The sequence below is a fragment of the Egicoccus sp. AB-alg6-2 genome (assembly GCF_041821025.1).
Classification (GTDB): Bacteria; Actinomycetota; Nitriliruptoria; order Nitriliruptorales; family Nitriliruptoraceae; genus Egicoccus.
On sequence record NZ_JBGUAY010000005.1, the window covers coordinates 448,702 to 460,663 of the forward strand.

General features: G+C 72.7%; 11 protein-coding genes, 1 pseudogene and 1 riboswitch. Of the genes and pseudogenes, 4 read left to right on the plus strand and 8 right to left on the minus strand.

Going from position 1 to position 11,962, the window contains the following annotated elements; all coding sequences use genetic code 11:
- Positions 1 to 75 precede the first annotated feature (75 nt).
- Together ACERMF_RS11550 and ACERMF_RS11555 are read left to right on the plus strand one after the other, a co-directional pair.
- A complete protein-coding gene (locus ACERMF_RS11550; RefSeq protein WP_373669233.1) occupies positions 76 to 1,059 on the plus strand; it encodes an ATP-binding cassette domain-containing protein in 984 nt (327 codons plus the stop codon).
- The gene (locus ACERMF_RS11555; RefSeq protein ID WP_373669234.1) at positions 1,056 to 1,898 is read left to right on the plus strand and encodes an ABC transporter permease; all 843 of its coding nucleotides are present in this window, start codon (positions 1,056 to 1,058) and stop codon (positions 1,896 to 1,898) included. The genes ACERMF_RS11550 and ACERMF_RS11555 overlap by 4 nt, the downstream gene beginning before the upstream one ends.
- On the opposite strand, the gene ACERMF_RS11560 is transcribed toward ACERMF_RS11555, so the two are convergent.
- From ACERMF_RS11560 to ACERMF_RS11580, 5 genes are read right to left on the minus strand one after another with little or no spacing between them, the layout of a single operon-like run.
- A complete protein-coding gene (locus tag ACERMF_RS11560; protein WP_373669235.1) occupies positions 1,867 to 2,796 on the minus strand; it encodes an ECF transporter S component in 930 nt (309 codons plus the stop codon). The two genes, ACERMF_RS11555 and ACERMF_RS11560, sit on opposite strands and share 32 nt — an antisense overlap.
- On the minus strand, positions 2,793 to 4,409 hold the full coding sequence (locus ACERMF_RS11565) for an ABC transporter ATP-binding protein (RefSeq protein WP_373669236.1): 1,617 nt from the start codon (positions 4,407 to 4,409) through the stop codon (positions 2,793 to 2,795). The genes ACERMF_RS11560 and ACERMF_RS11565 overlap by 4 nt, the downstream gene beginning before the upstream one ends.
- Positions 4,406 to 5,563, minus strand: a complete 1,158-nt coding sequence (locus ACERMF_RS11570; protein ID WP_373669237.1) for an energy-coupling factor transporter transmembrane component T — start codon at positions 5,561 to 5,563, stop codon at positions 4,406 to 4,408. Before ACERMF_RS11570 ends, ACERMF_RS11565 begins: the two co-directional genes overlap by 4 nt.
- 5 nt (positions 5,564 to 5,568) lie before the next feature.
- Positions 5,569 to 6,576, minus strand: a complete 1,008-nt coding sequence (locus ACERMF_RS11575) for a hypothetical protein (RefSeq protein WP_373669238.1) — start codon at positions 6,574 to 6,576, stop codon at positions 5,569 to 5,571.
- The gene (locus ACERMF_RS11580; protein ID WP_373669239.1) at positions 6,573 to 8,138 is read right to left on the minus strand and encodes an S-layer homology domain-containing protein; all 1,566 of its coding nucleotides are present in this window, start codon (positions 8,136 to 8,138) and stop codon (positions 6,573 to 6,575) included. The genes ACERMF_RS11575 and ACERMF_RS11580 overlap by 4 nt, the downstream gene beginning before the upstream one ends.
- 176 nt (positions 8,139 to 8,314) lie before the next feature.
- A riboswitch (cobalamin riboswitch) is annotated at positions 8,315 to 8,399 on the minus strand.
- A gap of 97 nt (positions 8,400 to 8,496) precedes the next feature.
- Here ACERMF_RS11580 and ACERMF_RS11585 point away from each other — a divergent pair.
- Positions 8,497 to 9,327 (plus strand): thioesterase family protein, encoded by an 831-nt coding sequence (locus ACERMF_RS11585; RefSeq protein WP_373669240.1) that lies wholly within the window; start codon positions 8,497 to 8,499, stop codon positions 9,325 to 9,327.
- A 53-nt stretch (positions 9,328 to 9,380) separates the two neighbouring features.
- Here the strand turns inward: ACERMF_RS11585 and ACERMF_RS11590 are convergent, their stop codons facing one another.
- The 3 genes from ACERMF_RS11590 to ACERMF_RS11600 all read right to left on the minus strand — a co-directional run bounded on the left by ACERMF_RS11590 (position 9,381) and on the right by ACERMF_RS11600 (position 11,687).
- Complete coding sequence (locus ACERMF_RS11590; RefSeq protein ID WP_373669241.1) at positions 9,381 to 10,007, minus strand: sugar O-acetyltransferase; 627 nt, start codon at positions 10,005 to 10,007, stop codon at positions 9,381 to 9,383.
- Between the two features lie 132 nt (positions 10,008 to 10,139).
- Entirely contained in the window at positions 10,140 to 10,865 is a 726-nt protein-coding gene (locus tag ACERMF_RS11595; RefSeq protein ID WP_373669242.1) for an N-acetyltransferase family protein, read from the minus strand.
- A 123-nt stretch (positions 10,866 to 10,988) separates the two neighbouring features.
- Positions 10,989 to 11,687, minus strand: a complete 699-nt coding sequence (locus ACERMF_RS11600; protein WP_373669243.1) for a DinB family protein — start codon at positions 11,685 to 11,687, stop codon at positions 10,989 to 10,991.
- A 51-nt stretch (positions 11,688 to 11,738) separates the two neighbouring features.
- On the opposite strand from ACERMF_RS11600, the pseudogene ACERMF_RS11605 reads away from it, so the two are divergent.
- Positions 11,739 to 11,962, plus strand: a pseudogene (locus tag ACERMF_RS11605) (hypothetical protein); the annotation flags it as partial.

The window sequence follows — 11,962 nt, forward strand, 5'->3', positions numbered from 1 at the left end:
CCGGTACGGCCCGATGAGTTCCGCGGGTCGTGGTCGTCAACCCACACGGAACGAACGGAAAAAGGCGAGGCGATCATGCAGGAGCCACGACTGGCGATCGAGGCCGCCGGGCTGGTCAAGACCTATGGCGAGGTGCGGGCGCTCGACGGCCTGGACCTGCGGGTCCCGGTCGGCGGCGTCTATGCCGTGCTCGGCCCCAACGGGGCCGGCAAGACGACCGCGATCCGGCTGCTCGCGACCTTGATCCCGGCCGACGGTGGTCGCGCCTCCGTCCTCGGTCACGACGTCGCGACGGCCGCGGACGACGTCCGATCGCGGGTCAGCCTGACCGGCCAGTTCGCTTCGCTCGACGAGGACCTGACCGGGCTGGAGAACCTGGTGCTGATCGCCCGACTGCTGGGATTCGACCGCGCTGCCGCCGCCCGTCGCGGGCAGGAGTTGCTGGGGGCCTTCGGGCTGGCCGACGCCGCGGCACGGCAGGTCAAGCACTACTCCGGTGGCATGCGCCGCCGGCTGGACATCGCCGCGTCGATCGTCGTGCGGCCCGAACTGCTGTTCCTCGACGAGCCGACCACCGGGCTCGACCCCTCGAGCCGTGGTCAGGTGTGGGACATCGTCCGGGCGCTCGTCGCCGCCGGCACCACGGTGCTGCTGACCACGCAGTACCTCGACGAGGCCGACAAGTTGGCCGACCGCATCGCGGTGGTCGACCTGGGCCGCGTGATCGCCGAAGGAACGGCCGGCGAACTCAAGGCATCGGTCGGTCGTGGCACGCTCCACGTGCGGGTGCGCCACCCCGACCAGCGACCAGCGGCACTGGCGCTGCTGCGCGAGTCCCTGGGCGTCGACGTGCACGCCGACGGTGACGCCGTCGCGCTCTCGGCGCAGGTCGACGATCCGGGTGCGGTCGCGCGGGCGCTGGTCCGGCTCACCGACGCCGGCATCGTCCCCGGCGAGTTCGCCCTGGGTCAGCCGAGCCTCGACGAGGTGTTCCTGGCGCTCACGGGGCGACGGCCGACCGCGTCGGAGACCCCACCGAACGAGGAAGATGCGGCATGAGCACGACCCACGATGCACCGATTGTCTACGACGTCGATGCGATCGTCGCGGTGGCCGTCGCCTCGGGCGACCGGCCCCCGCGACCGTCGGCGGTGTCCACCTCCCTCACCTTCGCCTGGCGGGCGCTGCTGAAGATCCGTCACATCCCCGAGCAACTCCTGGACGTGACGGTGTTCCCGGTCATGTTCCTGCTGATGTTCACCTACCTGTTCGGCGGCGCGGTCGCCGGCTCCACCGGGGCGTACCTGCAGGAGGTCGTCCCGGGAATCCTGGTCATGCAGGTGGCCTGGATCAGCATGTACACCGGGCACACGCTCAACCGCGACATCACCAAGGGCGTCCACGACCGCTTCAGGTCGTTGCCGTTGTGGCAGCCGTCCACCCTGGTCGGCCCGTTGTTGGCCGACTCGGCGCGCTACACGATGGCGTCGACGGTGATCCTCGGACTCGGCTTCGTGCTGGGATTCCGGCCAGGCGCGGGCGTGAGCGGCCTGCTGCTCGGCATCGCGGTGCTGCTGGTGTTCTCGTTCAGCCTGTCGTGGATCTGGACGACGGCGGGGCTGCTGCTGCGCTCGGAGAACGCCGTCTTCTCGGTCGGCAACATGGTGATGTTCCCGCTGACGTTCGTCAGCAACGTGTTCGTGCCCACCGAGACGCTGCCGGGCTGGCTGCAGGGCTTCGTGCGGGTCAACCCGGTGACGCTGGTGGTGACCTCGGTCCGCGGCTTCGTCCACGGCGACCCGCAGGCGGGCGCGACCGTGGCGGTGCTGGCGATCAGCGCCGTGCTCGTGGCGGTGTTCGGGCCACTCACGATGTGGCTGTACCGCCATCCGAGGTAGGGGCGCCGTCCACGGTGTCGTCGCCGCGACCACCGGCGGCGCGCGGCCCGGAGGCGCGCGGCCCGGGCACGACGTCGAACGCGACCGGCACGTCGAAGGCGGCCTTGCGGGAGGCGCGGCGCATCGCACGCAGCAACGGACGGCCGGTGAGCAGCACCAGCCCGGCGGTGACCAGCGCCCTCGGGACGTCGAAGCCCAGCGAGGTCAACGCGCTGAAGGCGAGGAACCGTCGCAGGTTGTCGGCAAGCGGATCGCCGGGAACGAACGAGATCGCGGTGGTTCCGGGCAGGGTGAAGGGCCAGAACGACAGGTTCAGCAGCAGCCCGTACAGCAGACCGGCCGCCAGGCCGTAGGCGGCGAGCAGCGCCAGTTCGGCGCGGCCCCGCATTGGTGGGAGCAGGCCAGCGCCGGCAGCGACCCAGGCTGCGCCCAGCATCTGGAACGGCAACCAGGGTCCGACACCTCCGGTCGTGAGTGCGGACGCGAACAGGGTCGTCGCCCCGAGCACGAACCCGAAGCCGGGGCCGTGGACGCGTCCGGCGAGGACCAGCAGGAAGAACACCGGTTCGAAACCGGCGACGCCGGTCCCGAGTGGCCGCAACGCCGCGCCGACCGCCGTCAGCACGCCCAGCATGGCGACCGCCTTGGCGTCGATGCCGCCGTCGGCGATTTCGCTGAGCACCACCAGCAGTACCAGCGGCAACAGCACGGTGAACAGCAGCGGTGCTTCCCGCAGATGGGCGATGCCAGTCCCGGGGTCGACCAACAGCGGCCACGCGAAGGCGGCGAGCCCGACGATCGACGCGAGCAGGACGGCGGCCGCCGCGCGTGGACGCAGCCGGATCGAACGGCTGGGCCGCGGTCTGGCCGCCGGTGGCGTCCCGGTCGTGGCGGTCACGGCAGCACCGCCAGCGCCTCGGCGACCTCGCCCGGCGTCAACCACACCGCCGGTGCCAGCACCTTGGCGACCTGGGGTGAGAAGGCCGGTGAGCCGACGACCACCTCGTCGGTCGGACCGTCGGCGACGACCTCACCATCGGCGATCACGACGGTTCGTGTCGCGATCTCCGCGGCCAGTTCCACGTCGTGCGTGGCCAGCAGGATCGCCGTCCCCTCGGCGGCCAGCTCCGCGAGCAGCAGTGCCAGTCGCTCCTTCGTGCGGTAGTCCAGGCCCCGCGTCGGCTCGTCCAGCAGCAACAGCGGCGGCCGACCGACGAGCACGAGGGCAAGCACGAGGCCGAGGCGTTGTCCCTCGGACAGGTCACGCGGATGCCGGTCGTCGTCGAGCCCGGGCACCAGCCGGTGAAGCAGGGCCCGGCAGGAACCGGCGGCCACACCGGCATCGTCGTCGGCGTGGGCGCACTCCTGTGCGACCGTCTCGGCGTACAGCAGGTCGGCCGGTTCCTGCGGGACCAGGCCGACCTGCCGGATCAGCGCCCTGGGCCGCAGCGACGCCGGGTCGAGACCGCCGAGGCTGACGGTGCCCTGCAGCGGCCGGTGGAGGCCGACCAGCGTGCGGAGAAGCGTCGACTTCCCCGCGCCATTGCGGCCCATGACGGCCACGACCTCGCCCGCGCTGACGTCGAGGTCGACGTCCCGGACGGCGAGGACGGGCCCGAGGCGCACGCTCACCTTCCGCATGGACGCGACCACCGGGGCGTCGGGTTCGAACGCCCAGCGGCGCGGTCGCGGACGGTCGACGAGCCGCTCCCGCAGTTCCGGGGCACGCCGGCGTGCGTCGCGCACCGACAACGGCAGCGGATCCCAGCCGGCGATGCGGCCGAGCTCGACCACCGGTGGCGCGACCGGCGTCGTCACCAACACCTCGGCCGGTGGGCCGACCTGCAGCGCCCTGCCGTCACCGGGCACGTGGATCACCCGGTCGGCGTACTGCACCACCCGTTCGAGCCGGTGCTCGGCCAGCACGACCGTGACCCCGAGGTCATGCACGAGTCGTTGCAGTGCGGCCAGGACCTCCTCGGCCGCCGGTGGGTCCAGTGCCGAGGTGGGCTCGTCGAGTACCAGCACCTTGGGATGCGCGGTCAGGACCGAACCGATCGCGACGCGCTGCCGCTGGCCGCCCGAGAGCTGCTCGAGGGGCCGGGCACGCAGGTCGACCAGTCCGAGCAGGTCCAGGGTCTCCTCGACCCGTCGGCGCATGACCTCGCCGGCGAGGCCGAGCGACTCCATCCCGTAGGCGAGCTCCTCCTCGACGGTGTCGGTCACGAATCCCGAGCGCGGGTCCTGGCCGACGACCCCGACGACGTCGGCGAGTTCACGGGGCGGGTGCAGGCGCGTGTCGCGGCCGTCGACGACGACCCGGCCGTGCAACGTGCCGCCGGTGAAGTGGGGCACCAACCCGTTGATGGTGCCGAGCAACGTCGACTTGCCGGAGCCGGTGCGCCCGACGACCAGGCACAGCTCACCCTCGGGGATCTCGAGGTCGACGTCCTGCAGCGCGGGGCGTTCGGCCCCGGCGTAGGTGACCCCGACGTGCTCGAACCGGATCATGCGTCCACCTCCACGGGACGCCGTGGCGCCGGGACGCGCCCGCCCGGGAGCGTGCCGCCGTCGCCCGCGGGCACCGGGGGTGGTGTCGTCCACGCCGGCGCCAGTGCCAGCAGCAGTCCGATGGCGGGCAGCAGCGGAAGCGTCGGCACGGACAACGGGAGCGCCGCCGGGCGCAGGGCGGCGGGGTCGAGGATGCCACCGGCCATGACGGCCGCCGCGGCGACGACGCCGGCCGCGACCGTGGCACGTTCAGCCGCCGCCCACCGGTCCGGCCGATACCGCGTGCGCACGGTGCGGCGGCCGGCGAGACGGATGCCGCTCCCGGCCGCCACCAGGCCCAGGACCAGGGTCGGGCCGCCCAGCAGCAGCGGGCTTCCGGCATCCAGGAGGCCGTACACGCCGACGCTGATTCCGAGCAGCCCCATCAGCGACAGCACCCCGGTGATGCGGCGGACGCCCGCCGGCACGTCGGCACGGCGTCCGTAGCCGCGGGAGTCCATGGCGGCGGCCAGCGCCAGGGACCGGTCGAGCGCGTCCTCGACGACCGGCATGGCGACGGTCAGCACGCTGCGCAGTCCACGGTCCGGGCGGCCGCGCAGCCGGCGTGCCGAGCGGATGCGTTGGACCGAGGCGACCAGCGAGGGAGCGAACGACAGGGCGACCACGACGGCCACGCCGATCTCGTAGACGGCCGCCGGCAACGAGGCGAGCAGACGCTTCGGGTTCGCGAGGGCGTTCGCCGCGCCGACGCACGCGAGGATCGTTGCCAGCCGCAGGCCGTCGACGAACGCGGCGACCACCGATTCGAGCGTCACCGGCCCGCCGAGCGACACGCCGGCCGCCCAGTCCGGCAACGCCGCCTCGGGCAGGGTGAACAGCAGCATGTCGCCCTGCGGTAGTCCCAGGACGACCTGGAACACCAGGCGGACGGCCAGCACGACCAGGCCGAGCTTCAGGAACACCGCGAACGACCGCCCCCAGGGGGCCGAGGTGCGCCGGGCCGCGACCACGTAGCCGGCCACCACCAGCACCAACGCGAGCAGCAACGGGTTGGTGGTACGGGTCGCCGCCGTCATCAGTCCGAGCGCCCACAGCCACCACGCCCCAGGATGCAGGTTGCGCGGGATGCGGCGGCTGACGGCGGCGGACGACATCGGCCTCAGCCGCCCACGGGGTCGCGGCGGCGCGCGCGCAGGGCGCCGGCGGCTGCGAGGGTGGCGACGAGTGCGCCGCCACCGATCGCGCCGAGGGGTGCGCGGCCACCCGGCGGCGTCTCGCCGAGTGCGACCATGTCGTCCTCGGCGATGTCGCGTCGTCGACCGTCGGCGTCGGTGGCGGGCTCCGCGTCGGCCCCATCCGCGGCGGGCGAAGCATCGGCCGCGTCCTCGGTGTCCTCGACATCGGATGCCTCGGACCTCTCGGGACGTGCCTCCACGGCTTCGTCGGCGTCGGGCTCGGCAGCGTCGGGGTCGGCGCCGTCCGGTTTCTGGTCGTCGCCGGGCTCCTCGGCGGCCGAGTCGGGGGCTGACGAGGTCGCACCGTCGGGCGTGGCGGAGGATTCGGCGGGCTTGTCGGCAGCGGGCGTCGTCGTCTCCGACCCCGACGATGAGGACGTCGGCGACGGCGAGGGTGCGGCCGTTGGTGTCGGACTCGGACCCACGCCGGCGGTCGGCGTGGCGGTCGGTGACGGGCTCGGCGCGGGGGCGGTGGGCGCCGACGCGGCGGGGGGCTTGCGTGCAGGTGGCTCGCCCGCACCGAAGGACCAGCCCTCGACGCTGCCCCGGGGCGGGGTCCGGTTGCCGGCCCCCCGGGTGCTGTAGGTCCAGCTGCCTCCGGCCTCGGCGTGCCAGTAGGACCAGTAGGCATCGCTGGGGGCGCCGTTGCACGGGTCGGGCCGGCCGTTCAAGGTGCAGACCAGGCCCGGCTGGCGCTCCACGAAGGCGTACGAGACACCGGCCAGGCGCAAGGCCTCGAGCCCGTTGGCCGGCGACCCGGGAGCGCAGAGGGTGCGGACGTCGGCGCCCAACCGCTGCGCGTCGATCACGACCCAGACACCGTCACACTCGTCGGCGGCCGCCGGCGCGACGCCCGCCGCCGTCCCGGCCACGAGGGCCAGGACGACGGCGAGCAACCGTGCCGAGCGGTGGAGACGGGCGCCCGACGTCACGGGGCGTCCACGACCTCGACCGCGCGATACAGCAGCGACGCGATCTGGTCGCGCTGCAACGTGCGGGCCGGCGAGTAAGTCGCTCCGCTACCGGTGCCACGGGCCACACCGGCGTCCGCCAGCGCGTTGATGAGCTGACGGTGCTCGAGACCGGCGACGTCGGTGAAGCGGTCGGTTGCGACCGGCGACAGCTCGAGCCAGCGCGCGATGAGTGCCGCCGCCTGGTCACGGCGAACGACCTGCGTCGGGCGGAAGCTGCCGTCGGGATAACCGTTGATCACCTCCGCTTCGGCCAGCGCCTTGATGTAGCCGGCGTGGACGTAGCTGGCCGGCACGTCGGAGAAGCCCGTGGCGCCGCCGGCCGGCTCGATGCCGGCCGCGCGTCCGATGAAGGTCGCCAGCTGTGCCCGGGTGACCCCGGCTGCGGGTGCGAAGCTGCCGTCACGACGCCCCTCGATGATGCCGGCCTCGGCAAGTGCGGCGATGGCCCGGGCGTGCGTGGAGCGGTAGTCGACGTCGTCGAAGCGGAACGGGCACGCCGGCGCGGTGGCGCCACGTTGGGCGCCCGCGGTGGTGACCTCGGACAAGCCGACCCCGGTGAGCCCCGGCAGTGCCTGGGCCGTCGAACGCGTCAGGTCGCCCTCGTCGGAGCTGGTGTAGGGCAGCGCGCCTGGCTCGGGGCCGGCGCAGTCGAACTGCGCGGCACCCAGCCACGCCGCAGCCGCTGCGGCGGCCTGCTGTTCGCCGGCGACCGCGAGCGCGACGGCGGCGAGACCGGTCGAGTTGGTGTTGGCGTCGGTGCCACCACCGCCGAAGCTGCCATCGTCGCGCTGGACGGCCAGCAGCCAGTCGACGGCGGCATCGGCGGCCTCGACCTCGCCGGCCGCGAGGAAGGCCTGGACGGCGAACCCGGTCGCGTCGACGGCACTGGTGCAGGTCGCGGCCCCGAACTGTTCGGGGATGCCCCCGTCGTCGCAGGCGGCGTCGGCGAGGAAGGACACCGCCGCATCGGACGCGCCGGTGTCGGTTGCCCGTTCGAGGGCGATGACGGCGAGCGACTGGGTGATCGCGTTGCTGTAGTCGCCCCACTGCGACGCGTCGGAGAACCGGCCCCGCTCGTCCTCGAGCGCATGCAGCTGCCCGACGAGGTCGCGACCGCCGAACTGGCGCGCGTCCCGCCCGGTCGTCTCCGCCACGAGGACGAGCTTCGCGGTCGGGCCGGCGTACACCTCGGAACTGCCGTCGCCCGTGTATGCCCCGACCTGCGTCTGCAGCCAGTCGGTGGCTGACCCGATGGTGTCACCGGCGACGCCGGTGCCCGCCAGCGCGAAGATGGCATCGGCGGTCAGGCCCCAGTCGGGATAGGTCTGGCCGTCGAAGGTGGTCTCGATGCGTTCGCCGGCAACGAAGCGGCCCTCGAGCCAGCCCGCGGCGTCTTCCGCCGGCTGGACCGGATCGGATGGCGCCGGGGAAGCCGAAACGGCGGTGGCAGTGGCGATGGTCAGCGCGGCGGACGCGATGCCGACGACGATGCGGCGACCTGGACCTCGCAGGGTTCGCATGCAGGGGGCCTCTCTCTGGACGGAAGGACCGAGAAGCCGTGCCCGGTGACGACGTGGGAGACGAGATCGCCCTCCGACGCGCGAACGCGTGGAGGGCGGTTTCGGCTCGGACGGGTCGTCCGGGCTCCGCCCCGCAATCCTCGACGGGTTTCTGGTGGAGCCGCGCGTCCGTGGCAGGTGCTCCGGCTCGCCGTCGCACGGACCGGGGTCCGTGTCACGGCCTACGGTTGCGGGTCAGCGCCGGACTTGGACCGGCTTCCCCCGCGCACGGGCGTGTGGTGGCCGCAGTGCAGCACGCCGCCGGTGCCGGTGTCAACGCACACGGCGTCTAGCGTCCGCGTCCGACCGAGGAGGACACGTGGGCCAGAGCCGCTTCGAACGCGACACGGCCGTGGTCGAGATCGGCGACGGGCGCTACCAGGGCCGGATCGACGAGGGCTGGGCCGTCATCGCGGGAGCTGCACCCAACGGGGGCTACGTGATGGCGATGGCCGCCCGCGCCATGCGCGCACCGATCGCGCTGCCCGATCCCGTCACCATCACGGCGCACTTCCTCGCACCGGCCGCGCCGGGTGAGGTCGACATGGAGGTCGAGGTGGTGCGCCAGGGCCGCCGCCACGCGACCGTGCAGGCACGGATGCTGCAGGAGGGACGCGAGACGCTTCGGGCCCTCGGCACCTTCGCGGATCTTTCGGCGGCCGACGGTCCGACGCGCGTCGACCGTCCCCACCCGCCGCTGCCGCGGCTGGACGAGTGCCTCGATGTCACCACCGCGGCGGTCGAACAGGCCCGGGCCGGCGGCTTCCCGGCACCACCGATCCTCGAGCGGTTCGACCACCGTATGGCGCCGGAGATGATGGGTTGGAGTCAGGGCAAGCCGCTCGGCCGGGGCGAGATGGGCGGCTGGTTGCGGTGGGCCGAGGAGGCGCCGATGGACACCCTCGGCCTGCTGGTGGTCGCCGACTGCTACCCCCCGGCGGTCTTCAACACGGGCGACAGCCGACTCGGATGGGTGCCCACGATCGAGCTGACGGTCCAGGTCCGCAAGCGGCCCGCCCCGGGCTACCTCGGTGCCTGGCTCACCACGCAGGCCATCACCGCCGGCTACCTCGAGGAGGACGGCGAGATCTGGGACGCCGACGGCGACCTCGTCGCCCTGTCGCGGCAACTCGCCCTCGCGTCCCGCTGAGGGCCGGGGTGTGGTCGTGTCGTCGTCCCCGTGACCCCGGTACGCGCACATGATCAGGACCCGTCGGCCTCGGCGACCGGTTCCTCACCCACCGCCGGCTCGTCGAGCCTGCGCACGATCCGGGCGGGGTTGCCCACCGCGACGACATCGGCGGGCAGGTCCCGGGTCACGACGGCGCCGGCGCCGACCACGGTGTTGTGCCCGATGCACACGCCGGGCAGCACGATGGCGCCACCCCCGAGCCAGACGTTGTCGCCGATCGTGATGGGTTCGGCGGCCTCCCACTTGTCGCGGCGCGGGCCCGGCTCGACCGGGTGCGTCGGGGTCAGCAGCTGCACGTTCGGCCCGATCTGGACGTCGTCGCCGATCGTGATCTCGGCAACGTCGAGCGCAACGAGCCCGAAGTTGGCGAAGCAGCGCGCCCCGATGCGCAGGTTGGTGCCGTAGTCGACGTACAGCGGCGGTCGAAGCACCGTCGCCTCGCCGATGGCGCCGAGCAGCCGCTCCAGCAGCGCTCGGCGCAGCGGCTCCTGGCGAGGTGTCGTGGCGTTGTACGCCGCCATCAGGTCGTGGGCGACCGCCGCGGCCTCGGTGATCGCCGGGTCGTCGGCGATGTAGAGCTCACCGGCGAGCATCCGCTCGTGCATCGAGCGGCCCTCGTCCCCTGGGTCTTCCGGCATGCGGGTCAGCGTAGCTTCGGACCGGCGTCCACTACGGACTCTCAGCGGTCGACATGCGGCTGAGTCACTGCGGACACACAACGTTCTCCGTGGCCGCGGAGGCGATCGCCGCGAGCGCGCCACCTCGCCCGGCTACCCGTCGCGACCGATCTGCTCGTCCGTGTGTCTCGAACCGAGCTGGAAGCTGAACTGGCGTCCCATCTCCCGGTAGCCGACGCGCCGCGCGACCCGCCTGGACGCAGCGTTCCACGCCGCGGCTCGCCACTGCGGAGTCCGACCCGAATCGAGTACCCGGCGGGTCGCGGCAGCTCCGAGGCACCTCCCAACGCCCTGACCCCGAGCGGCGGGAGCTACGAGGACACCGACGTGCCCGATTCCCGCCGGCCAGTCGAGGTGGCCAGCAGCGCCGAGCACCTCGTCTCCGCGACAGAGCACCAGGACCCGGTCCATCGCCACGACCGAGCTCTCCTCGACATCGCCCTCCGGCAGCCAGTCCAACCAGCCGCGGATGGACGCGACCGGCACCTCGCGCAGTTCGCCTCCGCACACGACCTCGGCCACCTCGGCCCCCGCAGGCAGGTAGGCGAGTTCGCCCGGCCCCAGCGTGCGGGCGGGCCGCAGCGCACTGCTGACCTGCTCAGGGTCGCTGGGATCATCGAGGTTCCTGAGCAGATCCAGCGCCGCAGCGTCCGCGTCCCCGGCCTCGATCAGATAGGCGTCACCGAGCCGGACGACTCCGGTCCACCCCTCCGGCGCGATCCCCCGCGAGCCGTGCACGACCGTGGTCGTCGCCGGATGCAGAGCGTCCTTCTCAGCGGCCAGCGTGCACCACAGCCGTCGCGCCTCGTCAGGAATCACTACCCGCCTGTCGCTCGTGGACGAACGCATCGCATCGAGCGTAGAGGTGCGCAGCTTCCGAGACGTCCGGCCTGCACCGGGTGGCTCGTACGGCTCTCCCCACTCGGGAGTCTCGACCGACCGTCAGTCGTGGACCGCGCGGCGCGCCTTGTCGCGGAGCGCTCTCATCGCATCCAGTTCGGAGCGCTCGTGCCACGCCAGTCGCCGGAGCACCTTGCGTGTGGTCCACCGCTCGCCCCTGGATGTGACGGCCCGATCGCGCTCCAATCGGGCAACTACGTCGCGCACATGTGCCCGCGATCGGCGCAGTTCCTCGGTGACGTCCGCGCAGCGCTTCGGAGGGTCGACGTTCAACGCTGCGAGGTAGTAGCGACTTTCGGTGTCGGCGATGTGGAAGGCCATCTGCCGGAGCGTGCGCCACCGAGCCCAGCGGGGAAGTCGTCGATCGGAATCGTCCCAATCCAGCTCCGCATCAGAGCAGTTCTCGATGAGCGACAGCAGCTCCTCCCTGGCGTACCCGAGCAGCACGGATGTCCGCTCGACTTCCTCGTCCGTTGCCGGCTCGTGATCGAGCCGAAAGGTGAGCTCGTCCCCGTCGAGCCGTTCTACGACCTCGAAGCCCTCCAGTGGCCGGGCGAGCTCACCGTGCCGCTCGAGGAAACTGGCGTAGGACCTGGCCGCACGAGTGGTCAGGTCTGCGAGCGCAGAGGCCTCGTCGGTTCCCTGTCCGCACAGGCCCCACCAGCGGTGGTCGTAGACCCACGCCAGCGTGGCGTCGTCGACGTGGGCGCCGACACCGAACTCGAGACACACGGTCGTCATGTCACCCAGCCTGCCAAACGCCGCGGTGGTGTCGAGCGACGGGAGGCGAGGATGTTCCGTGCGGTGGTGTTCGACATCGGTGGGGTGCTCGAGATCACGCCTCCCACCGGGTGGCAGCGGCGATGGTGCACGCAGCTCGGGCTGACCGACGAACGGTTTCGGACGCTGCTGGCGCCGCCGGGCCGAGCCGGCTCCCTGGGACAGATGGACGTCGAGCGTGAGCTTGGTCGGCGCTCCGCCGGGGACCATCTCCGACAGCAGCGCGTGCACCCGGC

Excerpts from the sequence above, each read along its gene's own strand:
- ACERMF_RS11550 (WP_373669233.1), top strand. The coding sequence starts at position 76 with ATGCAGGAGCCACGACTGGCGATCGAGGCCGCCGGGCTGGTCAAGACC.
- ACERMF_RS11555 (WP_373669234.1), top strand. The coding sequence starts at position 1,056 with ATGAGCACGACCCACGATGCACCGATTGTCTACGACGTCGATGCGATC.
- ACERMF_RS11565 (WP_373669236.1), bottom strand. The coding sequence starts at position 4,409 with ATGATCCGGTTCGAGCACGTCGGGGTCACCTACGCCGGGGCCGAACGC.
- ACERMF_RS11570 (WP_373669237.1), bottom strand. The coding sequence starts at position 5,563 with ATGTCGTCCGCCGCCGTCAGCCGCCGCATCCCGCGCAACCTGCATCCT.
- ACERMF_RS11580 (WP_373669239.1), bottom strand. The coding sequence starts at position 8,138 with ATGCGAACCCTGCGAGGTCCAGGTCGCCGCATCGTCGTCGGCATCGCG.
- ACERMF_RS11590 (WP_373669241.1), bottom strand. The coding sequence starts at position 10,007 with ATGCCGGAAGACCCAGGGGACGAGGGCCGCTCGATGCACGAGCGGATG.
- ACERMF_RS11600 (WP_373669243.1), bottom strand. The coding sequence starts at position 11,687 with ATGACGACCGTGTGTCTCGAGTTCGGTGTCGGCGCCCACGTCGACGAC.